This window comes from Nocardia sp. NPDC127579 (genome assembly GCF_042672005.1).
Taxonomy (GTDB): domain Bacteria; phylum Actinomycetota; class Actinomycetes; order Mycobacteriales; family Mycobacteriaceae; genus Nocardia.
This window is the reverse complement of record NZ_JBHXVZ010000003.1, coordinates 422,165-447,594: the sequence shown is the minus strand read 5'-3', so window position 1 is coordinate 447,594 and position 25,430 is coordinate 422,165. Positions and strand designations below refer to the sequence as shown.

The 25,430-nt window shown below is 69.3% G+C and carries 15 protein-coding genes and 1 pseudogene; 6 read left to right on the top strand and 10 right to left on the bottom strand.

Going from position 1 to position 25,430, the window contains the following annotated elements:
- Positions 1 to 16: 16 nt before the first annotated feature.
- Positions 17 to 1,609, bottom strand: a complete 1,593-nt coding sequence (locus ACFVMC_RS14410; RefSeq protein WP_379210291.1) for an acyl-CoA carboxylase subunit beta — start codon at positions 1,607 to 1,609, stop codon at positions 17 to 19.
- A gap of 261 nt (positions 1,610 to 1,870) precedes the next feature.
- On the opposite strand from ACFVMC_RS14410, the gene ACFVMC_RS14405 reads away from it, so the two are divergent.
- Positions 1,871 to 2,821, top strand: coding sequence for an acyl-ACP desaturase (locus ACFVMC_RS14405; protein ID WP_379210289.1), 951 nt, complete (start codon positions 1,871 to 1,873; stop codon positions 2,819 to 2,821).
- The gene (locus ACFVMC_RS14400) at positions 2,818 to 3,861 is read left to right on the top strand and encodes an alpha/beta hydrolase (RefSeq protein ID WP_379210287.1); all 1,044 of its coding nucleotides are present in this window, start codon (positions 2,818 to 2,820) and stop codon (positions 3,859 to 3,861) included. Before ACFVMC_RS14405 ends, ACFVMC_RS14400 begins: the two co-directional genes overlap by 4 nt.
- On the opposite strand, the gene ACFVMC_RS14395 is transcribed toward ACFVMC_RS14400, so the two are convergent.
- Both ACFVMC_RS14395 and ACFVMC_RS14390 read right to left on the bottom strand, forming a co-directional pair.
- A complete protein-coding gene (locus ACFVMC_RS14395; RefSeq protein ID WP_379210285.1) occupies positions 3,856 to 4,809 on the bottom strand; it encodes a MaoC family dehydratase N-terminal domain-containing protein in 954 nt (317 codons plus the stop codon). The genes ACFVMC_RS14400 and ACFVMC_RS14395 overlap by 6 nt on opposite strands.
- Positions 4,802 to 5,428, bottom strand: coding sequence for a YdcF family protein (locus ACFVMC_RS14390; protein WP_379210283.1), 627 nt, complete (start codon positions 5,426 to 5,428; stop codon positions 4,802 to 4,804). Before ACFVMC_RS14390 ends, ACFVMC_RS14395 begins: the two co-directional genes overlap by 8 nt.
- A gap of 342 nt (positions 5,429 to 5,770) precedes the next feature.
- Here ACFVMC_RS14390 and ACFVMC_RS14385 point away from each other — a divergent pair, with 342 nt between their 5' ends.
- Both ACFVMC_RS14385 and ACFVMC_RS14380 read left to right on the top strand, forming a co-directional pair.
- Entirely contained in the window at positions 5,771 to 6,985 is a 1,215-nt protein-coding gene (locus tag ACFVMC_RS14385) for an esterase/lipase family protein (protein ID WP_379210282.1), read from the top strand.
- Between the two features lie 99 nt (positions 6,986 to 7,084).
- A complete protein-coding gene (locus tag ACFVMC_RS14380) occupies positions 7,085 to 8,140 on the top strand; it encodes an alpha/beta hydrolase (protein ID WP_379210280.1) in 1,056 nt (351 codons plus the stop codon).
- A 1-nt stretch (position 8,141) separates the two neighbouring features.
- Here ACFVMC_RS14380 and ACFVMC_RS14375 read toward each other — a convergent pair whose 3' ends face one another.
- Together ACFVMC_RS14375 and ACFVMC_RS14370 are read right to left on the bottom strand one after the other, a co-directional pair.
- Complete coding sequence (locus ACFVMC_RS14375; protein WP_379210278.1) at positions 8,142 to 9,710, bottom strand: ArnT family glycosyltransferase; 1,569 nt, start codon at positions 9,708 to 9,710, stop codon at positions 8,142 to 8,144.
- A complete protein-coding gene (locus tag ACFVMC_RS14370) occupies positions 9,707 to 10,810 on the bottom strand; it encodes an acyltransferase domain-containing protein (RefSeq protein ID WP_379210276.1) in 1,104 nt (367 codons plus the stop codon). Before ACFVMC_RS14370 ends, ACFVMC_RS14375 begins: the two co-directional genes overlap by 4 nt.
- A gap of 337 nt (positions 10,811 to 11,147) precedes the next feature.
- Between ACFVMC_RS14370 and ACFVMC_RS14365 the strand changes: the two genes are divergently transcribed.
- Positions 11,148 to 12,140, top strand: coding sequence for an alpha/beta hydrolase (locus tag ACFVMC_RS14365; protein WP_379210274.1), 993 nt, complete (start codon positions 11,148 to 11,150; stop codon positions 12,138 to 12,140).
- On the opposite strand, the gene ACFVMC_RS14360 is transcribed toward ACFVMC_RS14365, so the two are convergent.
- The 3 genes from ACFVMC_RS14360 to ACFVMC_RS14350 are packed head-to-tail and all read right to left on the bottom strand — an operon-like array spanning position 12,137 to position 20,656.
- The gene (locus ACFVMC_RS14360; protein WP_379210272.1) at positions 12,137 to 12,823 is read right to left on the bottom strand and encodes a hypothetical protein; all 687 of its coding nucleotides are present in this window, start codon (positions 12,821 to 12,823) and stop codon (positions 12,137 to 12,139) included. The two genes, ACFVMC_RS14365 and ACFVMC_RS14360, sit on opposite strands and share 4 nt — an antisense overlap.
- Entirely contained in the window at positions 12,820 to 14,223 is a 1,404-nt protein-coding gene (locus ACFVMC_RS14355) for a condensation domain-containing protein (protein ID WP_379210270.1), read from the bottom strand. Before ACFVMC_RS14355 ends, ACFVMC_RS14360 begins: the two co-directional genes overlap by 4 nt.
- 28 nt (positions 14,224 to 14,251) lie before the next feature.
- Positions 14,252 to 20,656 (bottom strand): type I polyketide synthase, encoded by a 6,405-nt coding sequence (locus ACFVMC_RS14350; protein ID WP_379210268.1) that lies wholly within the window; start codon positions 20,654 to 20,656, stop codon positions 14,252 to 14,254.
- A gap of 237 nt (positions 20,657 to 20,893) precedes the next feature.
- Between ACFVMC_RS14350 and ACFVMC_RS14345 the strand changes: the two are divergent.
- Positions 20,894 to 22,948: pseudogene (locus tag ACFVMC_RS14345) on the top strand (MMPL family transporter); the annotation flags it as partial.
- A gap of 69 nt (positions 22,949 to 23,017) precedes the next feature.
- Here ACFVMC_RS14345 and ACFVMC_RS14340 read toward each other — a convergent pair.
- Both ACFVMC_RS14340 and ACFVMC_RS14335 read right to left on the bottom strand, forming a co-directional pair.
- Positions 23,018 to 24,439 (bottom strand): MFS transporter, encoded by a 1,422-nt coding sequence (locus ACFVMC_RS14340; protein WP_379210266.1) that lies wholly within the window; start codon positions 24,437 to 24,439, stop codon positions 23,018 to 23,020.
- Positions 24,436 to 25,410 (bottom strand): alpha/beta hydrolase, encoded by a 975-nt coding sequence (locus ACFVMC_RS14335; protein WP_379210264.1) that lies wholly within the window; start codon positions 25,408 to 25,410, stop codon positions 24,436 to 24,438. Before ACFVMC_RS14335 ends, ACFVMC_RS14340 begins: the two co-directional genes overlap by 4 nt.
- Positions 25,411 to 25,430 lie beyond the last annotated feature (20 nt).

The window sequence follows — 25,430 nt, the reverse complement described above, 5'->3', positions numbered from 1 at the left end:
GACACAGCACAATTCGTTACATCGGAAACAGATTGTGCTTTCGCGGATTGGCGCGGCGGCGCGCATCCTTGTCGCGCAGCAGCCGCAGCGCCCGGCGGATCTCGAGCCGGGTCCGCGACGGCTCGATGACCGCGTCGATGTAGCCGCGTTCGGCGGCGGTCCACGGCGTGGCCACGGTGGCGTTGTAGAAGTCGATCATCTGATCCCGCACCGCCGCGCGCTGATCCGGCGGCGTCACCGCGAGCTGCTTGCGGCCGACGATGCTCACCATGGACTCCGCGCCCATCACCGCCAGCCGCGCGGTCGGCCAGGCCAGGCTGATGTCCGCGCCGAGCTGCTTGCAGCCCATCACCGCGTAACCGCCGCCGTAGGCCTTGCGGGTCACCACCGTCACGATCGGGACCGTCGCCTCGATCAGCGCGCGGAACATGCGGCCGCCGCGCTTGATGACCTGATTGCGTTCCTCGTCGACCCCGGGCAGCACGCCCGGAGTGTCCACCACATAGACCAGCGGGACATTGAACGCGTCACACAGCCGGATGAAATGCGCGGCCTTGTCCGAGCAGGCCGCGTCCAGCGCGCCGCCGAGTACGAGCGGCTGATTGGCGACCACGCCCACCGGCCGGCCGTCGACCCGGGCGAAGCCGGTGATGAGATTCCGGGCGGTGCCGGCGCCGAGCTCGTGGAAGGCGCCGTCGTCGAAGATGCGCAGCACGATCTCGTGCATGTCGTAGCCGGCCTTGTCCGAGTCCGGCATGAACCGGTCCAGCTCCAGGTCGGTGTCGGTGAGCTCGGGTTCCAGGCCGGGATTGAACACGGGCGGCTGCTCCAGGCAGCTGCTCGGCAGGTAGCTCAGGTAGTCGCGCACCCAGTCGAAGGCCGCCTGCTCGGTGGCCGCGACGTGATGCACGGTTCCGTTGGTCTGCAACGCCGCCGCGCCGCCGAGCTCCTCGGCGGTGACCGACGAGCCGGTGACCGCCTTGATCACCTCGGGGCCGGTCACGAACATGTAGGAATCCTCGGTGGCGACCAGGACATCCATATTGATCGGCCCGTAGACCGAGCCGGCCGCGCATTTTCCGAGCATGACCGCGACCATCGGCACATAGCCGGACAGGTCCTCCTGCCGGCGGCACATGGTCGCATACCAGGCCAGCGAGGTGACGCCGTCCTGGATGCGGGCGCCACCGGAATCGTTGACGCAGACGACGGGGCAGGCGTTGTTGTAAGCGAATTCCATGGCGGCGCCGACCTTGCGGCCGAACATCTCGCTGACCGAGCCGCCGTAGACGGTCTGGTCGTGCGAGATCACCACCACGGGGCGGCCGTCGATCGCACCGCGCCCGGTCACTACGCCGTCGCCGTACATCGCGGTGCTCACCCGCCCCGTCGGCTCCGCCTCCTGCCGTCCTCTAGGACCGTCGGCCGGCTTGCGCACCAGCGCGCCCAGTTCGACGAAGGTCCCCGGATCCAGCAGCATGCGCACCCGCTCACGGGCGCTCGGTATGCCTTTGGCCTTGCGTTTCGCGATGCCGGTCTCACCCGCCGGTTCGGCGGCGAGCTCCAGGATGTCCCGGAGGTGTTCCAGCTTCTCTCGCGTGACGCTCACTCTTGTACAGCCCTTCGAACTCATATCCGGCCGCCTGTTCCGCGGCGAGGGTCGACGGTAACCCAGGACCGTCGCCCGGTGCCATCGCGGCCGCCGAATCCGCCGCGGGGCCGCACCGGGCTCATCCGGTTGTGATTCCGACCAACCGCACAGGTCGTCGCTGGTGATATCCCTGATTCCGGCGCCGAAGCCGCGGAATCGGGTTCGCACCGGCCTAACCTCGGACCACCTCGAAAACCAAGGGGGATAAAGGAGTAACCGGTGCCGAGCAGCTTGACCGATCTGGATATCCTGCGTGAACTGGAACCGACCGCCGAGCGCCTGCTCGAGGATCACCTGCGCAAGGCCAAGGACTGGAATCCACACGACTACGTTCCCTGGGACGACGGCCGCAATTTCGCCGCACTGGGCGGGGTGGACTGGGAGCCGGAGCAATCGCGCCTGTCGGAGGTGGCGCGGACGGCGATGGTGACGAATCTGCTCACCGAGGACAATCTGCCGTCCTATCACCGGGAGATCGCGGACTCGTTCTCGCTCGACGGCGTGTGGGGAACCTGGGTGGGGCGCTGGACCGCCGAGGAGAACCGGCACGGGATCGTCCTGCGTGACTATCTGGTGGTGACCCGCGCGGTCGATCCGGTAGCGTTGGAGCAGGCCCGCATGGCACATATGACCACCGGGGTCGCGAAACCCGAGAAAGGACCGCAATTCCTGCGTTCAGTGGCGTATGTGACATTGCAGGAGTTGGCGACTCGTATCAGCCACCGCAATACCGGAACCGCCTGCGCCGAGCCGATCGCCGAGGCTATGCTCCAACGGATCGCCGCCGATGAGAACCTCCATATGATCTTCTATCGCAACCTCAGCGCCGCCGCGCTGGACTTGACGCCGAACGAGATGCTGCGCGCGATCACCGATATCGTGACCCGCTTCCAGATGCCCGGGCTCACCCAGCCCAACTTCCGGCGCAACGCGGTGCTCTTGGCCAAGCACGGCATCTACGATCTGCGCCAGCACCTGGACGTGGTGGTCCGTCCGGTACTTCGGGCCTGGAATGTGTTCGAGCGCAACGATCTGCGCGATGACGGAGAGCGGGCGCGCGACGATCTGCACGCCTACCTGACCGAATTGGATCTCAAGGCAAGCCGGTTCGAGGAACAGCGGGACCGTGCCGCCGCCCGGGAAAGACAGCGAGCCGCCGCGACACTATGAGCAGACGACTACCGAAGACAGCCGCGGTGATCCTGGCGATCGCCGCGGTTGCCGCGGCTCCGGGGGTGGCCGATGTGCCCGATCCCCAGCCCGCGGTGCTGGACCAGCCCCTACCCCCGCCGCCTCCGGTGGACCCGAAGATGACCCGCACCGGCCTGCTGCGGATCGAACCGGTGGGCCCGCGACGCGACCGCCTGCATATCGCCTCGGCGGCCATGCGCCGGATCATCACCGTCGATGTGCTGCACGGCAGTGGCGACGGGCCGCGACCGGTGCTGTATCTGCTCGACGGCGTCGACGGTGATCCCACCTCGGCGTGGATCACCAAGGGCGCGGCCGCGGAGTTCTTCGCGGACAAGCCGGTCGATGTGGTGCTGACCAGCGGCGGCACCGGCAGCATGTACTCGGATTGGGTCCGCCAGGACGCGGCGCTCGGGCTGAATCGCTGGGAGACCTTCCTCACCGAGGAACTGCCGCCGATCGCCGAGTCGCTGCTGCGTTCGGACGGTAAGCGCGCGATCGCGGGCGTCTCGATGGGCGCGCAGGCCGCGATGATGCTCGCCCAGCGCCACCCCGGGCTGTATCGGGCGGTGGCCGGGATGAGCGGCTGCTACTCCACCGCGGATCCGCTGGGCCATGCCGTCACCACGATCACTGTCGCCTCACGCGGCGGCGATGTCGAGAACCTGTGGGGCCCGGCAGGTTCCCCGGAATGGGCGGCGCACGATTCCCTGCTCAACGCCGAAAGGCTCAGGGGCACCGCGATCTACCTCTCCGCGGCCAGCGGTGCGCCGACCCCCGCGGACCTGGTCGAGATCGCGAACGCGGCCTCGGTCGTCGAAGCGCTGCGGGTGGCCGGCGGCGGCGTGGCCCTCGAGGCCGGCGCCCGCCAGTGCACCGACCGTTTCGCGGGGCGGCTCGCCGAGCTGGAAATCCCGGCCACCGTGGAGTATTCGCCGGAGGGCATGCACACCTGGTCGGATTTCCAGGCGCAGCTGCCGCGCGCCTGGCGGGTGCTCGCCGAAGCGCTCGGGCTATAGCCCGGGGAACCGCATCTCGGCGGCGGCGTATCCGAACAGCCGTCGGCCCTCGGCGCGTGCGTCGAGCGCCACGGTGGCCTTGCGGCGGCGGGTGTCCACCGAGGTGACCCGGCCGCGGAACTCGATGGGGCACGACTGATCCGGTGCGACCAGCAGGGCGTGCGTATAGTGCGCGAACTGGGCCCGGAACCGCAGCACCGCCGACGGATCCCCGGACCAGGCGCTCAGGTATCCGGCCGCGAGACCGAGTTTGAGCATGCCGGGCGCGATCACGGCGGGGCTGTCGCCGGGGCCGCCGAGCACGCGGGCGTAGCGGTTCAGATCGGTGCGGGTGAGTTCGACGATCTGGCGGGGCAGCTCGACGCCGACCGCCAGCGTGTCGAAATCGACTGTGGTGTGCGGCATTCGGAGCGAGATCGGCCGGGAGAGCACGGCCGGGCGCACCGGGTTCAGTGCGACGGTGCCCGCCGAGCGGCCCGCGGTCGCATCGGTGCGTGCGAGCAAGGCCGTCGACCCGGTCTGCACCACCGCGTCGCGCTGGTCGGTGAGCACGGTCTTGATCGCCAGCACGTCGTAGGCGGCGAAATGCCGAAACGACTCGAAAAACGCCCGGCAGGTCAAGCGGTCGCCCGCCACCAGTGGGCGGACCGGGTCGAGGACTTGATCGACATGCAGAATTCGGTGCGGATCGTAACCGGGCACCAGCGAATCGAGAATGGCGCGCTGCGCGCGGGTCAGGATGACCGAACCGAAGGTCGGCGGGGCGATGAGGGCGGGAAAGCCGAGAGCGGCGGCGGCGCTGTCGCGCCAATGCGCCGGATGGAAATCATGGACGGCGAGCGCGAATTCCCGAATGCGCTCGCGGGTGACCTGGTAACTGGCGGTCGGAATGTTGCGCAGGGTGACAGGTGCGCCCGCGTGCGAGTACGCGGCGGCGAGATCACTCATGGTTTGCTCCCGTCGGGCCGAAGGGTGCGATGCCGAACGGCAGGATGATGTTCGGCACCTGGTCGGGGGTGAGCCGGGCGATGACATCGACACCGGCGGCGGCGAAATCGCCGGCCGCGCGGTCGATGTGATCGGCGGAGGTGACGACCACGACGTCGCGTGCGCCGATCTCGCGCAGGATCCGGGCCGAGCGCTCGGCGTTCTCCACGGTGCTGGTCGCGTCGGGCTCGCGGTGGATCCGCTCGGGCGCGATGCCGTGTGCGATCAGCCAGTCCGCCATGGCGTCGGCCTCGGTGACGCCGTTACGCGGATTGCCGCCGGTCACGATGATCGGCGCCAGCGGCGCGAGCAGGGCCTGGGCGAATCCGGCGCGCAGGCGGTGGATCAGCTCCGGGCGCATGGTCCCGTCCGGTTGCAGGCCGTAGCCCAGTACGACGATCGCGGTGCCAGGTCCCCGGAAACCGAGCTGGGTGCTGGTGACCGGCGTCGGATCGGGGACCGCGGAACCGGAGTTGTCGGCGGGCGCGGCCGGGGCGCCCAGCAGGACGGCGGTCGCGCCGAGAAGGCCGGCGGCGGCCAGCAGCGTCGGGCGGCCGCGCAGTGAGTTCGAGTCGAGCATTGGCAATCTCCGTTGATTAGCCACCGGGTGGCCGAACTGGCTTGAATTACGTCATTCATGATTGCTCTGAGTCGAGCGATATCCACCCGGCTTTCTCGGATCTGTGGACAATTCACCGTTGCGGGCCTGCTGATTTGGGACCGTCTGCATATTCGCGAATTCGCTGCACAGCGTGGTGACTGTGCCGGATACCTGTTTCGGTTTGCGGTCTTTCGTGAGGTGTCCAGATACCGATCTCATACTGCGTTTTCCGGTTTCGCTGGACCTAGCGTTCTGCCCAGTCCCGGTGCTCGCCATCCGGCACGGCGAGCACCGGGGCAGCCGATAACAGGAAGGCTAGTTATGAAACGAAGTACCTGCGGCCGAGCGGCCCGTTGGAAAGGGACCGGTGCCGCGGTGGTGATGGGCGTCTCCGTCCTCGCCATGAGCTTCGCCGGGGTTCCGGCGCAAGCCGAACCGGGACCCGCACCCACCGAGCAGACGCTGGCCCGCTTCATCTACGACGGACTGAAAGTCAAGCCCGTTGCCGATTCGGGCAGCGGTCTGGGTTCGTCGTGCAACTCCGGCAGTGGCGCCGGGTCGGGCAACGGTTCCGGTGACTGCTACGGCGGTTCCGGTTCCAGCTCCGGTTCGGCGGGTGGATACGCCAGTGACACAGTCGGTTACGGGCCGGCGTCGACCTCGTGGCTCGCCGCGTTCGGGTACGGCCTGCTCAACCCCGACGTCGCCCCGCCGGGCACCAACGACTGGAACTGCAAGCCGCAAGACGGCCGGCGTCCGGTGGTCGCGGTGCACGGCACCTGGATGAATGCCTACAACGGCTTCGCCTACATGGGCCAGCCGATGAAGGACGCCGGGTTCTGCGTGTTCACCTTCAACTACGGCCGCTCCAACATGCTGGAGGGTGGCGGCCTCGGGTCGTTCCTGCCGGGCGTGATGGGCACAGGCTACATCCAGGATTCGGCCAAGCAGCTGTCCGCCTTCGTGGACCGGGTGCTGGCCGCGACCGGAGCCGACGAGGTCGACATCGTCTCGCATTCACAGGGTGGGTCGATGTCGAACTGGTACACCAAGTTCGAGGGCGGCGCGGCCAAGGTGAAGAACCTGATCACCTTCGGCGCCACCCACCACGGGACCAGCCTCGACGGTATCGGCGCACTGGGCCGGATGATCAACAACCTGGGTATCGACATTCTCGGGCCCATCGAGATCTTCGTCGGGCACGCCGGTATCCAGCAGACGATCGGTTCGGAGTTCGTGCTCAAGCTCAACGAGAACGGCGACACCGTGCCGGGGGTCGATTACACCGTGGTGGCGACCCGCTACGACGAGGTGACCAACCCCTACGATCTGACGTTCCTGAAGCCGGGACCGGGCGCCAAGGTCGACAACATCCTGCTGCAGGACGGTTGTGAGCAGGACGTGTCCGATCACCTCACCATGATGTACTCGCCGCGCGCGCTGTCGATCGCGCTGCGGGCCATGGATCCGGTGGCGTTCCCGCAGCTGGACTGCACGTTCAACCCGTGGCTGGTTGGGGGTGGTGGCTCCATCTGACATCTGGCGACCGGCGCCCATCGAGTGGAACTCCGCACGTTCCTCCACTCGGTGGGCTTCCGGCGTTGTATCCATTTCCGCGTCATTGAGGAGTAGGCGATGCGTGCCATGACGGTCGCTGCCATATCGATTGCCCTGTTCGTCTGTGTTCCCGGTCCGGTGGGTGCGATACCCGGCGAGCCCACGGAACCTGTTCCGGCGCGTGCCTTGTCGGCCGCGCAACCCGCACCGAACGGTTCCCGTCTGATCAGCGCCGTCCAGGGCAAGGGGCGGGTGGTGGACCTGACCGTGCACTCGGCGGCGATGGGCCGGCCGATCACGGTGGCGGTGCTGCCACCCGCGGACCCGGCGCGGCCCGCGCCGGTGCTCTATCTGCTCAACGGCGTCGACGGCGGCACCGACGACGGCCAGTGGCCCAACGGCAGCAACTGGCTCACGAAAACGGATGCGGCGCAGTTCTTCTCGGACAAGCAGGTCACGGTGGTGATCCTGATGGGGGGAGCGGGCAGCTTCTACGCCGACTGGCTGGCCGATGATCCGGTGATGGGCCGGCAGCGGTGGACGACCTTCCTGACCGAGGAGTTGCCACCCATCGTGGACTCGGCGTTCGGCGGTACCGGCGCCAATGCCGTTGCGGGACTGTCGATGGCGGCGGGCGCCGGGTTCCGGCTGGCGCTGGCCGCGCCGGGACTGTACCGCGCCGTCGGTTCCTACAGCGGGTGCATCCGCACCAGTGACGCCCGCGGTCAGGCGATGGTCGGTGCCGTGGTCGCCGCGCGCGCGGGCAACGCGTCGAACATGTGGGGCCCGCCCACGCATGCCGCGTGGGCGGAGAACGATCCGTATCTGCATGCCGAGCAGCTGCGCGGCACGGCGATCTATGTATCGACCGGGAACGGTCTGCCCGGTCCACTGGACACCCTGTCCGGACCCGGCATCCACGGCAACCCGATCAAGCTCGCGGATCAGCTGCTGATCGGGGGTGTCCTGGACGCGGTCACTGTGCACTGCACCCGTCAGCTACGAGATCGATTCGCGGAGCTGGCGATTCCGGCTACCTTCGATATGCGACCGGCCGGCACCCACTCGTGGGGCTACTGGGAGCAGGATCTGCACGCCTCCTGGCCGCTGTTCGCCGCCGCGCTCGGCGAGTGAGTCAGCGGGTGGTGCCGTCGACCAGGACCAACCGGCGCATGCCGGGCCAGGCCGCCGACCACGCGAGCTCGGAAAAGCGGCACTTCCACACCGCGACATGGCGATTCACGCCCGGATAGCCGAGCGGATCGGCCAGTCGAACGAGCTCGGTGGTCTCCGCGAAGTCGATGCCTAGCGCCGATTCGGGGTGATCGGTGCCGATGTAGAGCACGGTGGTCGCGGAGTCCGGCGGCGGCGAGAAATAGGCGTAGCCGCGGTTGGTGCTGTACACCGGCGGGAAGCCGAGTCGCGGCCCGTAGTACTCCAGTGCCGCTGCCTGCCAATAGTTCTGGGTGATCAGTACGATTCCGGGCAGTTGTTCGGCGGGCACCTGGCGGTAGGCGGCGTCGACTCCCCGCACCAGTTCGTGCCAGCCGCTCGGGCCGAAAAGCCGACTGCGCCACTCGAACTGGGAGTATCGGTCGGTGGGCTCGCTGAGCCGGGACTGCGGGAGGGGCAGGGCGAGTACCGCGCCGACGCAGATCGCGGTCGCGGTGGCGACGGCGACGATGCCCACCGCCCGCAGCCGTCGCGCGATTCCCAGGTCGCCCAGGTAGACCGCGCCCGCCGCGAACAGGCCGGGAAACGCGGCGACCATGTAGTAGGGGCGCAATCCGCCGGCGAAAACGGCGGCCAACCCGAGCAGTACCACGGGAATGAAGAAGCGGTAGGGCCGCAGCCGGGGCGCGCGCAGTCCCGCCCACAGACCTGCCAGCAGGAGCAGACCTGTCGGCCCCACCAGCAGCACGGTCTGCCACGGCATGGTCGCCAGGGATCCGCTGGCCAGCTGTTCGTCGCGGACCACCGCGCCCATCGCGAGCTGCGGCCAGCCGTTGGCGTGCTGCCACAGCGCGGTCGGCACCGCGGACAGGGCCAGCAGACCGGAGCCGATCCACCACGCCGGCCGGGTGAACAGCCGCCGCGGCCCCAGCAGCGCGATGCCGAGCGCGAGGGCCGCCCACACCATCGGGATCAGCCACTTCACCTGGAAGTCGAGCGCGGCCGCGACGCCGGCGAGGATCAGCAGCGAATCGCTGCCGGTACGGACCCAGCGGATGAACAACCAGCTGATCAAGGCCGTCAGGGTCGCATCGAGCGCGTAGGTGCTGAGCATGGCGGACTGCATGACCGCCGCCGGGGTCACCGCGTAGGCCAGTGCCGCCACCGCCTGCGGTCCGCGCCGACCGCCCAGCTCCCGGACGATGACCGCGGCGAGCACGATCGCGACCACCGTCATCGCCAGCGCGGGCAGTCGCAGTACCACGGCCGAGCCCGGTGCGATGTCGTCCGCGATGGCCGCGAGAACCGGTACCACCGGCCCTTGATCGGCGTAGCTCACCGCCGGATGTCGCCCGGCGCCCAGGAAATACAGTTCGTCGCCGCCCAGGTCGTAGCGTCCCAGGCGGGCCAGGAACAGCGTGCCCGCCACTGCCGCGATCGTGGTGACCGGTACCCAGGCGAACGGCGGCAGCCGGTCGGCGAATCGGGGCCGGTCGGGGCTGTGCGGGCGAACGGTGAGTTCGTCGGTCATGGCGAACGGAACGACGAGGGGTGCTCGGCCGGGAACAGCGTCGCGAGCTCGAGCGCACCGGCGGCGTAGAGCCCGGCCAGCGCAGCGCGCAGGCTCTCGCCGTCGGATCGGGTCCGATCCAGGGTCGGCACCGCGACGCCGGGTTCGCCTGCCACTGAGAGGATCTCACGGATCGTGGTGGACAACACCGGATGCGGGCCGATCTCCAGGAAGACCCGATGCCCCGCCTCGGCGAGCGCGGTGACGGTGTCGGCGCACCGCGGCGCTTCGGTCAGGCCCGCGTGCCAGTAGTCCGCGCCGGCGTGCACCGCGGTGACCGGTGCGGCGGTGACCGTCGAGTACAGCGGCACACGCGGCGGCCCGGGCGTGAGAACGGCGAGCGCACCGCGGTTTTCGGGGCTGGTGGGCCGGGCGCGGTGGCAGGCCACCAGGACCGCATCGGCCACGGAGAGCACGCCGGTGGCTGCCGCGGCGGCGATCTCGCCGACGCCCTGCCCGAAGGCGGCGGCCGGGCGGATCCCGAACTCGGCCAGTTCGGCGACGAGCGCGAGCTGGACCAGAACAGTGGCCGCCTCGGCGATCTCGGCGGAACCGGCGCGGGGATCGACCGCGCTGCGCATCATGAGCTCGTCGAGCACCGACCATCCGGCCGCGGCGCGGAAGCCGGCGTCGACGGCGCGCGCGGTCGCGGCGAAAGCGCCCTGGGCGCTGAGCAATTCGCGTGCCATTCCCCACCATTGCGCGCCGACCCCGGAAAACACGAAGACCGGCGCGGTGACACGGAAGTCGATCACCCGGGTAGCGTCGGGACCTTCGCCCGCGGCGTAACGCCGCAGCTCACGGATCAGGTCGCGGGCCTCGCCCAGCAGTACGCCGTGGCGGTACGGGTGGTGCGGGGTGCCGGCCCACGCGGCGGCGGCGAGCAGACCGGGATCCGCGCCGTCGCCGATCAGATCGGCGAACCGGCTCGCCAGCGCCCGCAGGGCGCCCGGACTGCGCGCCGACAGCGGCAGGACACCGTGGTGGCGCGCGTCGATCGCCGGGGCATCGAGGCCACCGGTGAGACGACTCCCGATATCGGCGATAGCGATGTTCGACAACGCGGTTCCTTCCGAGAAATCGGGGCCGGAATCGGCGATTTCCGCAATTCCGCGCGGCTGCCCGATCCTGCTCAGATTAATCGGCGCCGATGACCTTCGAACGGTCGCGGTCCAAACATTTGTGCAGTACACAGCGTTTTCGGGTGCGAGCTGTGAGTCATTCCAGTGTTCCGGCCGATTCCGGGGCGGGCGTGGACAGTGGCCGATCACAAATTCACCGCCGCGCGATTTGTGTGCCGGAAGAAGCTTCTGGCACCCGGGTGATCGGTATTGCGATTATCGGTACTGTCAGCCCGCCGCAATTCGAGGCGATGATCCATTCACGCAGGAGTAGCCGATGAGAGTACGCAACTGGGCGCCGGTGGGCGCGGTGCTGGCCGCGTCGCTGGCGGTGGTGCCGCCCGCCGCCGCGGAACCGGACGGGTCCGCGATCACCGGATCCTGGGTCAAGGACGACCGCACCGTCCAGTTGCGGGTGCATTCGGCGGCCATGAACACCGACATCATGGTCGAGGTGCAGCGGCCCGCCGACCGGTCGACGCCGGGCCCGACGCTGTATCTGCTCAATGGTGGTGGCGGCGGACAGGATTCGGCGACCTGGCAGAAGAACACCGACGCTCTCGCCTTTCTGGCCGACAAGCACGTCAATGTGGTGCAGCCTGTCGGCGGGCGCTGGAGTTACTACACCGACTGGCGTGCGCCGGACCCGAAATTCGGTGTCTACAAATGGAAGACGTTCCTCACCGAGGAACTGCCGCCGCTGATCGACGCCGAATTCGGCACCACCGGCGCGAATGCCATTGCGGGCCTGTCCACCTCGGGCACCTCGGTATTGCAGCTGCCGATCGCCAAACCCGGCCTGTACCGGGCCGTGGCGGCCTACAGCGGCTGCGCGCAGACCAGCGACCCGGTCGGGCGCAAGTTCATCGAACTCGCGGTGGAGAGCTGGGGCGGCGGTAACACCGACAATATGTACGGCCCGCCCGACGATCCGATGTGGGCCGCCAACGACCCCTACATACACGCCGACCAGCTGCGCGGGCTCGAACTCTATGTCTCCACCGGCACCGGCGTGCCTGGCATGTACGACGTCTACAACGGCACGCACATGCAGCCGGGACCGCGCGGCTTCTTCAACCAATTGGTGCTGGGCGGCGTGATCGAGGCCGCGGTCAACTGGTGCACCCACAATCTGCGCACCAAACTCGACGGGCTCGGCATCCCGGCCACCTTCGACTTCCAGCCCACCGGCACGCACTCGTGGGGTTATTGGCAGCAGGCGCTGAAGGATTCGTGGCCGGTGCTGGCGCGCGGGCTCGGCCTGGGCTAGGTCACCAGTTCCATGAGCCCGCGGGGGTCCCACGGCCGCGGACCGGTCGGGAAACCGAAGCGCACCAGCCGGTGCGGCCGGTCCGCCTCGATGTGGGCGACCCCCGCGGGCAGGAAGCTGCCGAGCACCTTCTCGATCATGACGCTCAGGCCCGACAGCCGGGGCCGCAGCCGGATCTGCCAGCAGTCGATCTGCCCGGCCGGCACCTCGACGACGGTGCGCTTCTCGACCCGGGCGGTGAGCGGGATGTGCACCGAGAAGGCCAGCCACAGTGCGATATCCGTCTCGGCGCCCTCGGTAAGCTCGAGGCCGCGCAACAGCGTCAGACCGCCGGCTAGCGGCATGAGCTCGGCGGGGAACGGGGCGATCCCGTCCCCGATCTGCAAGTGGGTGGTGCCCAGGAACAGGGCCTGCTCGCGGCTGACCACCGTGCCGCCGGACCGGGTTTCGGCCCGGTAGCTGGCGGCCCGCAGGTGCTCGCCGGCGCGCTGGAATCGCTGCTCCACCGTGATCGCGAAGGCGCCGTCACCCGAACCGGCCTGCACGATCGAGAGGTAGTCCGCGTCGTCGTGGCCGATCACGCTGACGATATCGAGGCCGGGCGGCTCGTCCGCGACGCTGACGGTGTAGACGCATTTCTCGCCGTCCGGAATGCCAGGATCGCGAAAGACGCTGTCGTTCATGCGGTTTCCTTCCGGGCGGCGTCGGCGAAGACCGCCGCGAGCTGTGCGACATAGCGGTCCACCGACCGGTGCGCGATCGGTGTGTCCGGATAGATGACGCTGAGGGTGGTGCGCTCGGTCATCCGATTGATCCAGATCAGAACCTGTTCGGAGGCAGCGCGATTGGCGTACAGCCCGCACGAGGCCACATCGAACGCCTCGTTGCCGGGCAGCTCGCGGGCGTCCACATAGGAGATCATCGGGCAGGCCCACCCCGGGCTCAGATCCAGATCCGAATCCGGGGGCAGTAGCTCCACCACGCGCTGGAAGGAGGTCGGCGTCAGTCGGAGCCCGTTCTCGTAGGCGTGCTGGGCGAGCTTCACCGTGCGGTCGAAGGACGAGCTCAGGCCCAGTGGGAAGGCGACCGGCAGCAGGGTGACGTACCAGCCGACCGAGGCGCGTTCGGCGGCGGTGCCGCGGGTGGTCACCGGCGTCATGCCGAAGTAGTAGTCGCTGTCGACGAGCGCCCGCTCGACCAGAGCGGCCGCCGCGAAGATGCCGCCGATGAACTCCGCGCCGTTGTCCTGGCACCGCCGCTCCAGGCGGGCGGCGGTGTGCTCGTCGAACAGCGTCACCGTGCGGTGCGCGCTGCGGTTGTAGACGTCGGTGCGGGTGCCGAGATCGAGCGGAAACGAGGGCAGCGCACCGCCGTTGCCGCGGATCAGCTCCATCCACTTGCGCACCCCGGGGGAGGTGAGCGACATCTGGGTGGTGAACGCCCGCTCGGCCGTGCAGTAGTCGAGATAGCTGGCCGCCGGTGCGAGCGCGTCGGGCATCTCGTCCCAGACCTCGCGGGCGTAGAGCAGCGCGAGATCGAATCCGGACAGGTACTGGCCGAATCCGTCGGTGTGCAGATGATCGACCGCCAGATACACCGTGGTCGACTGCTCGCGCTCGATCGCACCGAAGGTGAAGCAGTCCCAATCGAACGGGCCCGGCGTCGTCTTCTCCACGTGGTCGCGGACCGTGCTCGAATTGTCGACCCAGCCGTAGTCGACCGGCACGAACTCCACATCGGCCTCGGGCACCAGGTGCCGCTGGATCGCGCCGTCGGCGCCGATCCGGAACCAGGTGCGGAAGGTGTCGTGCCGGGACAGGAACGCGTTGACCGCGCGGGTCATGGCGTCCCGGCGCAGGTCACCGGTCGGGATCTCGGCGGTCACCAGGCACAGGCCCGAGTACCGGAAGTCGGCCGCGGCGTGCTGGTCGGCCAGGCGTAGATACTGCTCCTGCTGGTGTGACGGCGGGGCCGGGTGTCGCGGCGCCGATTTCGCGCGCGCGGCCGATTCCGGCGCGGCCACCCAGGTGGTGAGCCGGCCGGGTTCGGGCTCCCAGTCATCGATCAGTCCGAAGTGGACCATGACGTCCTCTCTGCCGTGCGGCCGTGGGTCACGACGCGGCTCCCACCGGTTGCGGTGCGGCCGTGGCGGATTCGCTCGCGGCGGCCGCAGTCACCAGCGCGGCCGGGTCCACCGGCTGCGGCTGCCCCTGCGCGGATTCGGCCGCCATGATCAGCTCCGCCACCTTCGGCCCCGCCTGCTCCAGGCTGAACGAGCGGCCCATCTGCAGCGACATCAGGTCGATACCGAGGGTCTTGGTGACCCGGGCGCCGAGCTCCACCGCCATGAGCGAGTCCAGGCCCAGTTCGGGCACCGGCACGGTCATATCGATGGATTCGACCGGCACGCCCATGACCACGGCCAGTTCCTCGGCCATCTTGCGGGCCACGAACGCACCGCGCTTGCTCTCCTCGATCGCGGCGACCTCGGCCCGCAGTTGCGCCAGCTCCGAGGTGTCCTTGGCCGAGACCTGCGCCAGCGCCATGGTGCGACCGGTGCGGGTCAGCTGCGGGAAGGTGCCGGTCAGCTTGGCCCAGTCGGTCGGGATGATGGCCGCGCGCGAAATACCCAGGCGCAGTGTCTGTTCCAGGTATGCGGTGGCGTCGGCCATATCGATCGGGTCGAAACCGACCAGATCGAGGTACTTCACCGCCGTTTCGTCGGCGGCCATGCCGCCGGTCGCGCCGGACAGGTGTCCCCAGCCGACGCACAGGGCGCGCTCGCCCGCCTTGGCCCACTCCTGCGCCATGGTCTCGACCGCGACATTGGCGGCGCAGTAGTTGTACTGGCCGTAGATGCCGTACTGCGAACCGCCCGAGGAGCAGAGCACGAACATGTCCGGGCGGATGCCGGCGTCGGCCACCGCCTGGTGCAGCACCCGGGCGCCGTGCACCTTGGGGCGATAGACGATGTCCAGCTGTTCGGCGGTCATGGCGGCCAGGCGGTTGTCGGCGACCGATCCGGCCGCGTGGAAGACGCCGCGCAGCGGATGTTCGAAGCTGTGCGCCCGGCACACGATCGCGGTGACGGCGTCCGGATCGGTGACATCGGCCAGTTCCTGGATCACCTCGACGCCGGTGGCTCGCCAGGCCTCGAGCTGGCGGCGCGCGTGCTCGGTACTCGCACCGCTCCGGCCGACCAGGACCAGGCGCCGCGCGCCGCGCAGGGTCAGCCAGCGGCCGATGGCCATGCCGAAGCCGCCGAACCCGCCGGTGATGAGATATGTTCCGGCCGGGTCGATCTCGATCTCGGGCAGGTACGGCCGGACCGGCGGCAGCGCCGAGTCCATGCGCAGTGCGATGCGGGACAGGCCGGTCGAACGGATGGTCTCCTCGAACGCGCCGGCCACCTCGCCGGTCTCGAACAGCCGGTAGGGCAGCGGCGTGTACGTTCCGGCGAGTACCTTCTCGTACACCCGCTGCAACAGCGCGATCAGCCGCTGTGCGTCGACGGCGACCAGACGATCGAGATCCATCGAGTAGTAGGCCACGTTCTTGTCGAAGTTGGCCAGCTCCAGCAGGCCGCCGGTGTAGATATCGGCCTTGCCGACCTCCACGATGCGGCCGAACTCGGCCAGGGCGTTGAAGTTCTGCCGCAGGATCTCGCCGGGTGCGCTGCTCAGCACGACCTCGGCGCCCTTGCCGCCGGTCAGTTCGAGCACGTCGTCGACGAAGTTCAGCGAGCGCGAATCCAGTGCGTGATCCGCGCCCAGGGACAGCACGTGGGCCCGGCGTTCCTCGGTGCTCGCGGTGCCGATGATGCGTGCGCCGCGGTCCTTGGCGACCTGGATCGCGGCCGTGCCGACACCACCCGCCGCGCCGTGGATCAGCACCGTCTCGCCCGGCTCCAGCCGGGCCAGATCGAGCAGCGCGTACTCGGCGGTGCCGAAAGCGATAGTGCTGGTGCAGTATCCGGGATCGGCGTCCGGCGGCAACGCGATGGCGCGGGCCCGGTCGACCACCACGTAGCGCTGCATCATGCCCTTGGCCGCGATCGCGACCAGATCACCGACCGCGAGATCGGTCACCCCGGATCCGATCCGCACCACCTCGCCGACGCCCTCCATACCGGGCACGGTGCCGAAATAGGTGGGTGCGAGCTCACGTTCGCCGAGCAGGCCGATGACCTTGAGCGGATCCTTGTAGTTCAGGCCGATGACCTTCATCCGGACCTCGAGCTGGCCCGGCCCCGGCTCCGGTCGCGGGCAACCCCGCCACGCCAGTCCGGACAGTACCCGGGTACGGGGGAGTTCCAGCGCGAAATTCGCCTCCGGGTCGGCCAGCGGTTCGGCGGCGTCGAGTGCCTCCAGCCGGTCCGGCAGCGGCTTGGATACCGTCGGCGTCCACCGGATGCCCGCGCGCAGCGCGACCTCGTCGGTGTTGTCGCTCCAGAAAGCCCCGGGGACAGCGAGTTCGGTGATCAGATCGGCGGTTTCGGTAGCCGGTTCCACATCGACGAGCCGCCAGCGCAGCGCGGTCTGCTCGTTGAGCAGGACACGGTGCGCGCCGGCCAGCGCGGCCTGCCCCGGGTTCGCGGGAGCCGGATCGTCCGGGATCGCGAACGCGCGCTCGGTCACCAGGGTCGCGTGGCATTCGCCGTCGCCGAACTTGCTCGCGTCCGGCTCGTCGGGGTGGGCGAAGGCGGCCAGGGCGACCGCGACCCGCTCGAGTACCCAGAGATCGGCCAGATCGTCGCCCTCGGGATCGGCGACCACCACCACGTGCAGCCGTTCCGCGCCGTCGGCCCGCGCGGCCGCCAGCGTCGCGTTCAGTCCCGCCTCCGGCTCGTCGTCGGGGGAGCCGGTGAGGTGCAGGCGCGCACCGGGGATGGCGTCGGTCAGCGCGCGGGTCCGCTCGGTGTAGCCGCCGAGCGCGACGATCACGGTGCTCACCGAATCCCGGGGCAGCGCGGTGGGATCGAGTGGATCACGCTGCTGCATGGTCTCGACGTAGAAGAAGTCGGCCATCCGGCGCAGCGGGTTCTGGCCCGGGGTGAGCGCGCCGATCTGGACGCCGCTCAGCCGCATGACGAGGTTGTGCTCGGCGTCGAGCAGATCCACGTCGGCGCGCAGGCGCGCTTTCGGGTCGCGCCGGGCCACCACGGTGATGCGCTCGGGCAGTGCGGTGATCAGGCGCACCGCCGCGACACCGACCGGCACCAGAGTGCCCTCGTCGATCCGGGATTCGGCGAACAGCAGCGCCGCGGACTGCATGGCCGCGTCGACCACCGTCGGATGCGCGAGATGGCCGGAGTCCGTGGCGATCGTGCCGTCCACGGTGGCGACCACCGCGTCCTTGCCGACCCGCGCGGACAGCACGCGCTGGAACGACGGCCCGTAGCGCAGGCCGGCGGCGGCCAGACCGCTGTAGAACAGGTCGGGGTCCACATCGACGCCCACTTCGATCTCCGGGACCGCGACCCGGACGGGTTTGTGGCTGCCGGTCAGCATCCGGCCGGAGGCGTGCAGGGTCCAGGCGGTGCCGGTGGCCGAGCGCGAGCGGATCAGGAACCGGCCGCTGGCCTCCTCGACGGTGAGCGCGACCAAGGGCACATCCGGCGCACCCATGATCAACGGTGCGATGAAGCGAACCCCTTCCACCGCAACGCGTTCCACGCCGAGACGCTTCGCGGCGGCACTGAGCGCCGCGTCCAGATACGCCGCGCCCGGCATGATCTTCACGCCGTTGACCACGTGATCGGCCAGCCAGGGCAGCAGTTCGGTGCCCACTTGGAGCAGCCAGTCCGGGCGGCCCTCGACATCGGGATCACCGAGCATGGCGTAGGTGCCGGGGGTGCCCAGGCGCGCCTGCTCGAACAGCGGCAGTGCGGAGTGCAGCCGGGTCCGCTGCCACGGATACCTTGGCAGCGGCACATGCGCGGTGGCGGGACTCTCGGGCGGGAAGAGCGCGTCGAGGTCGAGCACGCCCGCGCCGTAGAGGCCGATCAGGCTGCGCCGCAGGCTTTCCGAGTCCGGTTGCTTGCGATCCAGGGTCGCCACCGTGGTGCCGTTGACATCGGCGCCGAGCAGGATCTCGCGAATATTGCCCGACAGCACCGGATGTGGCCCGACCTCGAGGAAGACCCGGCGCTCGGCGCTGAGCTTGCCGATCGCGTCGGCGAAACGGACCGGCTCGCGCACATTGGCGCACCAGTAGTCGGCATTCCACTCCGGTCCGGTCACCTGCTCGCCGGTGACCGAGGAGAACAGCGGCACCGTCGGGGGGCGCGGGTCCAGGGTCGCCAGCGCCGCGCGCAACTCGTCCAGGATCGGATCCATCAGCCGGCTGTGATAAGGCACCTCGACGCGCAGTGCGCGCGCGAAGATGCCGTCCTCGGTGAGCTTTTCGGCGATCTCCTCGAGCCGGTCCACATCGCCGGAGAGCGTCAGTGAGCTCGCGCTGTTGATCGCGGCGATATCCACGCGCGGGTCCTCGGCGATGAGGGCGAGCGCCTGTTCGTGGGTCATGCCGACCGCGAGCATGCCGCCGGTGCCCGCCGTGGTGGCTTGCAGACGGGCGCGGTGATAGGCCACCAGGACCGCGTCCCGCAGCGACAGCACCCCGCTGACATAGGCGGCCGCGACCTCGCCGACGCTGTGGCCGACGATGGCGGCGGGCTCGATGCCGTACTGCGCGAGTTCGCGTACCAGCGCCACCTGCACCAGGAAGTTGGCCGGCTGGGCCACCTCGGTGCGGGCGACTCGCGACTCTTCCTCGGGCCGCAGCAGTTCGGCCACGATCGACCAGCCCGCGAGCGCGCGGAACTCGGCATCGATCTCCGCCGCGGTCTCGGCGAAAACGCTTTCGGTGCCGAGCAATTCGCGGGCCATACCCCACCACTGCGGCCCCATGCCGGAGAACACGAACACCGGTTCGGTGGTTCGGGCCACGATGGTGCGGACCGCGTCGCGGCCCTCACCGCCGGCGAACGCGCGCAGGTCCCGGATGACCTCTTCGCGATCCTCGCCGAGCAGGATGCCGCTGCGGAACTGGTGGTGCGCCATCCGGGTCCAGGCCGCCTCGGCGAGGCGCTCCGGTTCGGCGCCCGCGGTGATCAGCTCGGCGAACCGGCCGGCCAGGGCCCGGGCCGCGCCCGCGCTACGCGCCGAGATGGGCAGCACGCCATAGTGTTTCGGCTCGGTCGCGGGTGCCACGACGGTCGCGGGCCGATACTCCTGGAGGATGGCGTGCGCATTGGTGCCGCCGTAGCCGAAGCCGTTGACCGCGACGGTCATCGGCGGGGCCTCGGCGGGCAGCGGCTCGGCCTCCAACTGGATGTGCAGGCCGAGTTCGTCGAAGGGGATATCGGGATTGGGTTTGTCGATCCAGCCCTGCGGCGGGATGGTGCGGTGCCGGATGGCCAGCGCCGCCTTGATCACGCTCGCGACGCCGGCCGCCGCCTCGGTGTGCCCGAGGGTGGACTTCACCGAACCGACGCCCAGCGTGCCCGTGCGCTTGTCCTTGGCGCCGAAAGCCCGTCCCAGTGCCCGCAATTCGACCGGGTCGCCGACCAGGGTGCCGGTGCCGTGCGCCTCGACGTAGGTGATTTCCTCCGGTGCCAGCCCGGCGCGTTCGCACACCGCGCGCGCCAGCGACTCCTGGGAATCGGCATTGGGCACGGTGATCGCGGTGGTGCGGCCGTCCTGGTTCGAGCCGGTCGCCTTGACCGTGGCGTAGATCCGGTCGCCGTCGCGCACGGCGTCTTCGAGACGCTTGAGCGCCACCATGCCCGCGCCCTCACCGCGCCCGTAACCGTCCGCGCCGGCGTCGAAGGACTTGCATCGGCCGTCGGCGGCGAGGAAGCCGCCTTTACACATCAGCACGAAGGTTTCCGGTTGCAGCATGACGTTCACCCCGCCCGCCAGCGCCACCTCGCAGTCGCCGTTGGCCAGTGCCTGACAGGCCAGATGGAACGCCACCAGCGACGACGAGCACGCGGTGTCGACCGTGATCGCGGGCCCGACCAGATTGAGCGCGTAGGCGATCCGGTTGGACAGCATGGTGTAGGAGGCGCTGGCCGGGGTGTGCATATCGGTGTGGAACAGTGCCGGGCCGACCACGCCGATCACCGACTGGTCGACCACGAAACCGCCCACATAGACGCCTACCTGACCGCCGGAGGCGTGCCGGGCGATCCCGGCGTCGTCGAGCGCCTCCCAGGTGACCTCCAGGATGAGCCGCTGCTGCGGGTCGAGCACGGTCGCCTCGCGCGGCGAGATACCGAAGAATTCCGGATCGAATTCCCAGGGATCGGTGGTCATGAACGCGCCGTGCTTGGTGTACGCACGGCCCGGAGTACGCGGTTCCGGGTCGTAATAGCGGCGATAATCCCAGCGGTCGGCGGGTATTTCCGTGACACCGTCCCGCTTGTCCAGGACGAATTCCCAGAACGTGTCGGGCGAGTCGATCCCGCCGGCGAATCGACACCCTATGCCGACAATTGCGATATCCGACATGCACATCCTCCGAAGCGGGATCAGGTTGAGGGTCATCAGCTTTCGGCGACGCGTCTAGTGGTCTGCCAGCTGGCGTGACCTCACAGTATCGGCCGCCACGTCGGTCCCAGCGGATATCAGGGACAGTTCACAATCCATTCCCGGCGAAATTGTGGCATGTCGAATGTGGCTATACAGATGCGGTAGAACCGATTGTGGTTACGCTTTGTTTCACGTTTTCTCGGTCGGAAGGCTTCGATGTCAGGCGAATTCACCCACTGGATAGATCTGATCGTCCGGCGGCGGTTCGCCGTCCTCGTCGTCGTGGTCGGCGGGCTGCTCGCCCTCGGCTGCTACGGGCTCGGGCTCGGCTCCCACCTGAGCGTGAGCGGATGGGACGATCCGGGCTCGGAGTCGGCGCAGGCGACGCGGCTGCGCGACCACGCCTTCGGCAACGATCACGTGGCCGACGTGCTGCTGCTGTTCCGCGCACCCGCGGGCGGCACCGTCGACGACCCCGATTTCGCCGCCGCGGTCATCGCGCATCTCGACGGCCTGCCCCAGCGTTTTCCGGATCGGATCGCGGGGATCAACGGGGCCTACTGGCCGACCGAGACCGGTCTGGCGGTACCGGAGATCTTCGGCACCGAACAGCGTGACCGGGCCTTCGCCTCGGTCGCGCTGCGTGGCGACGACGACACCACCGTGCTCGACAACTATCGGCAGGTCGCGGACCAGTTCACCGCGCCCGGCCTCGATATCGAGGTCGCGGGCGGGCAGCCGGTCGCGCTCGCGTTGAACGACACCATGGCCCACGATCAGCGCCGGATGGAACTGGTGGCCATACCCGCGGTGGCGCTGCTGCTGTTCTTCCTGTTCGGCGGGGTGGTGGCGGCGTCGCTGCCGCTGGCCGTCGGCGGGCTGACGGTGCTCGGCGCCTGGGGGATCGTGCGCCTGCTGACCCACGTCATGGAGGTGAATTCCTTTGTGTCCCCGGTGGTGTCGATGATCGGGCTGGGTCTGGCGATCGACTACGGGCTGTTCATCGTGAGCCGGTTCCGGGAGGAACTGGCCGCCGGGCAGCCGGTGCCGGACGCGGTCCGCGCCGCGGTGGCCACCGCCGGGCGCACCGTGGTGTTCTCCGCCGTCGTCGTGGTGGCGTCGGCGGGCGCGATCCTGGTGTTCCCGCACGGGTTCCTGCGCTCGTTCGCGCTGGGCGCGATGGTGACGGTGGCACTCGCCGCCGCGGTGTCGGTGACCGTGCTGCCCGCCATGCTCGCGGTGCTCGGCCGGCGGGTGGACCGGCTGGGGTTCAACGGTTTTCATGCGCGCCGCGCGGATTCCGAGCAGCGCGACAACCCGTGGGGCCGGATCGCGGGGTGGGTCATGCGGCGTCCCCGGCTGGTCGCGGTGCCGGTGGCACTGGTGCTGCTGGTGCTGATCGCCCCGGTGCGCGATATCGCCTTCGGCGGAATCTCCGAACGTTTTCTGCCGCCGGAGCATCCGACGCGGGTGGCGCAGCAGCATTTCGACGAGACCTTCCCACTGCGTCAGCTCAACCCGGTGGAGCTGGTCGTCATCACACGCGCCGACGCCGATATGGCCACGGTGCTCGACACCGCGAATCGAGCGCCGGGACTGAAGGCGCCGTTCCCCGATCCGCTGCACGCGCCGTCGCAGCTGGGAGTGTTCACCACCTCGACCGTGCTCCAGGACGCGCGCGACGCCGAGCAGACCATCGACTATCTGCGCGACATGCCGACGCCGAACGGCACCATCGTGCTGGTGGGCGGCCAGTCGGCGGTGGAACGCGACAGCGTGGACGCGCTGCTGGAGCGGATGCCCGTAGTCGTCGTCCTGGTCTTCGCGATGACCACGCTGCTGCTGGTGCTCGCCTTCGGCTCGCTGATCCTGCCGCTGCAGGCCGGATTGCTGAACCTGCTCGGACTCGGCACCACCCTCGGCGTGCTGACCTGGATCTTCGTCGACGGGCACGGCGCGGGACTGCTGAACTTCACCCCGCAGCCGATCATGGCGCTGGTGCTGGTGCTGATCATCTCGGTGATCTACGGACTGTCCACCGATTACCAGGTGTTCCTGCTGGCCCGCATCCGGGAGGCGCGAGCGGCCGGCGCCGACTCCACCGAGGCGGTGCGCTCCGGCATAGCGCGCACCGGATGGATCATCACCGCCGCCGCGCTGATCCTCGTGGTGGTCTGCGGTGCCTTCGCCCTGTCGAACCTGGTCATGATGCAGTACATCGCGATCGGCATGGTCACGGCGCTGATCATCGATGCCGCGATTCTGCGTATCCTGCTGGTGCCGGCGACGATGCGGATGCTCGGCGAATTCGCCTGGTGGACACCGGTATCAGCGCGCGGCTCAGGCCGCGGTGGCTCGGCTCCACGGCGTCGCGCCCAGGGTGGCGCGGCGATCGGGCAGCGCCAGGGTGAGCACGCCGAGCCCGAGGGCCGCGACGGCGATGGCGGAGAGCATGACCATCGAGCCGGTCAGGGTGTGCGCGCGGAAGAACAGCGCGCTGAGCACCGCGAGCCCGACCGAGTTGCCGATCTGCTCGACGGTGGGCAGCAGCCCGGACGCCTCGCCCATGTCCCGGTCGTCCAGGCCCGCGAGCATGATCGGCTGTAGCGGCACGCCGAACACCCCGACACCGAAGCCGGACAGGAACACCGGAACCGTGACCAAGGCCAGGTTCACCGCGCCGTCGCCCACGTAGAGGTATCCGACGCCGATCGCGACCCAGCCACCGAAGAACGCGACGCCGGCGGCAAGCACTCGAATTCCGAAGCGGTTCACCAGGATCGGCGAGACCACCGCGCCCACACCGGCGCCGATCGCGAAGGGGGTCATGGCGATGCCGGTCCGCAGCACCGAGAATCGCAGCACATCCTGGAGCAGGATCGACACGGTGAACACGAACGCGGTGAACAGGCCGAAGAACACCGTCACCAGCACCGATCCGACCGCGAATCCTTTGTCGCCGAACAGATCCAGGCGGACCAGCGCGATCCCGCCGCGCCGCCGGGTCGCCCGCTCGTAGCCCACGAACAGCGCGCCGAGGGCGAACGCGGCCAGGACACAGCCCCCGTGGATCGGACGCCACCCCGCCTGCTGACTGTCCGAGAGCGCGAACAGCAGCAGAAACAGTGCGGCCGTGGCGATCAGACAGCCGCGCAGATCCAGCGGCGGGCGCTCCGGCGACGGTCCCAGTCGCAGGAACTTCCAGGCCAGGCCGATCGCCAGCACGCCGAGCGGCAGGTTCATCAGGAAGATCACGTGCCAGCCCAGCCCGAACGGATTCAGAGTGACCAGCGCACCGCCCACGATCGGGCCGAGCATGCCCGCGAAACCGGCCGTGGCGCCGTAGACGGCGAAGGCGTAGGGCTGATGGTCGCGCCGGAACGACGCCGTGATCACGGCGATGGTCTGCGCCGCCATGCCCGCGCCGGCCACACCCTGGACGATCCGCGCGAGCACCAACTCCATTGCGCTGTCCGACATTCCGCACCAGAGCGAAGCGGCGGTGAAGCCCGCCGCCGACCACAGGAACACGCGCCTGCGGCCGAAGATCGCACCCAGGCGCGCCGCGGTGAGCAGGACGCAGGCGAAGGCCAGCGAGTACCCGGCCACCATCCACAGCTGCTGTGCCTGCGAGGCGCCCAATTCGCCGGTGATCACCGGCAGCGCGGTGGTCACGATGGTCACGTCGATCATCTGCATGAACACCGAGATCAGGCACGCGCCGAACGAGCCGACGGCCACGGCCGCTTCCTGGCGCGTCATCGCAGTGCCGCCTCGAACATCGGCCAGGACGTGTGCAGATGGTCCTGCCAGTACCGCCAGGAGTGCGTGCCGGTGGGCCGCAGATCGAAGGTGGCGGGGATACCGGCGGTGCGCAACCGCTCCTGCAACTGGCGGGTGCACACATTGGCGACCGCCTCCATCGGGGCGCCGAACACCAGTTGATACATCAGCTGGATCAGATCGCCGTCGGTCGACCGGAGATTCTCGTGCGGGCCCCACAGCCCGGTCCCGGTGGCGACGTAGACGGCGGTACCGCGCAGCCGATCCGCGTGCAGATACGGGTCGTTCGCCCGCCACGCCGGATCACCGGGCGGGCCCCACATGTTCGCGGCCGTGCCGCGCTGGGTGGTGACCACAGCCTGCACGATCGCCTGGCCCTTGGGATCGCTGGTGCGCACACAGCCGCTGTAGGACCCGATCGCGCGGTAGAAACCCGGTGCGGCCAGGGCCAATTGGAAGACCGAGGTCCCGGCCATCGAGATCCCGGCGATGGCGTTCGCGCCCGTGCCGTTGTACTCGCGGTCCACGATCGGCGGCAGCTCCGAGGTCAGGAAGGTGGTCCAGCGTTGCGTGCCCAGCACCGGGTCATCGGCACGCCAGTCGGTGAAGTAGCTGCCCGCGCCGTCCAGCAGGACCACGACATTCACCTGCCGGTCGGCGAAGAAATCGGCGACATCGGTGCGATCGAGCCAGTTGCCGTCCGAGCCGCCGCTCGACCCGTTGAGCAGATACAGCGTCGGAGCGGGCGTCGCCGGGTCGGCCGCGCGCAGCAGCGTCATGCGCACAGCCCGGTTCATCGCCGCGGAATACACCTCGAGCTCGAGCTGGCGGCCGGGCCCCGGGCGCGATTCGACCACATCGGCCCGGGCGTGCGTGCTCGTCCAGCCACCGGCGAGCAGCAGCGCCGCGGCGAGTAACGCGGTGCCCGCGCGCCGGGATCGTTCCGACATGTCGACTCCTGCTCCGATAG

What these genes read in the sequence shown, in the direction of transcription:
- ACFVMC_RS14350 (WP_379210268.1), bottom strand. Translation starts at nt 20,656, where the DNA reads ATGTCGGATATCGCAATTGTCGGCATAGGGTGTCGATTCGCCGGCGGG.
- ACFVMC_RS14335 (WP_379210264.1), bottom strand. Translation starts at nt 25,410, where the DNA reads ATGTCGGAACGATCCCGGCGCGCGGGCACCGCGTTACTCGCCGCGGCG.
- ACFVMC_RS14375 (WP_379210278.1), bottom strand. Translation starts at nt 9,710, where the DNA reads ATGACCGACGAACTCACCGTTCGCCCGCACAGCCCCGACCGGCCCCGA.
- ACFVMC_RS14365 (WP_379210274.1), top strand. Translation starts at nt 11,148, where the DNA reads ATGAGAGTACGCAACTGGGCGCCGGTGGGCGCGGTGCTGGCCGCGTCG.
- ACFVMC_RS14395 (WP_379210285.1), bottom strand. Translation starts at nt 4,809, where the DNA reads ATGAGTGATCTCGCCGCCGCGTACTCGCACGCGGGCGCACCTGTCACC.
- ACFVMC_RS14385 (WP_379210282.1), top strand. Translation starts at nt 5,771, where the DNA reads ATGAAACGAAGTACCTGCGGCCGAGCGGCCCGTTGGAAAGGGACCGGT.
- ACFVMC_RS14355 (WP_379210270.1), bottom strand. Translation starts at nt 14,223, where the DNA reads ATGGTCCACTTCGGACTGATCGATGACTGGGAGCCCGAACCCGGCCGG.
- ACFVMC_RS14340 (WP_379210266.1), bottom strand. Translation starts at nt 24,439, where the DNA reads ATGACGCGCCAGGAAGCGGCCGTGGCCGTCGGCTCGTTCGGCGCGTGC.
- ACFVMC_RS14380 (WP_379210280.1), top strand. Translation starts at nt 7,085, where the DNA reads ATGCGTGCCATGACGGTCGCTGCCATATCGATTGCCCTGTTCGTCTGT.
- ACFVMC_RS14360 (WP_379210272.1), bottom strand. Translation starts at nt 12,823, where the DNA reads ATGAACGACAGCGTCTTTCGCGATCCTGGCATTCCGGACGGCGAGAAA.
- ACFVMC_RS14390 (WP_379210283.1), bottom strand. Translation starts at nt 5,428, where the DNA reads ATGCTCGACTCGAACTCACTGCGCGGCCGCCCGACGCTGCTGGCCGCC.
- ACFVMC_RS14400 (WP_379210287.1), top strand. Translation starts at nt 2,818, where the DNA reads ATGAGCAGACGACTACCGAAGACAGCCGCGGTGATCCTGGCGATCGCC.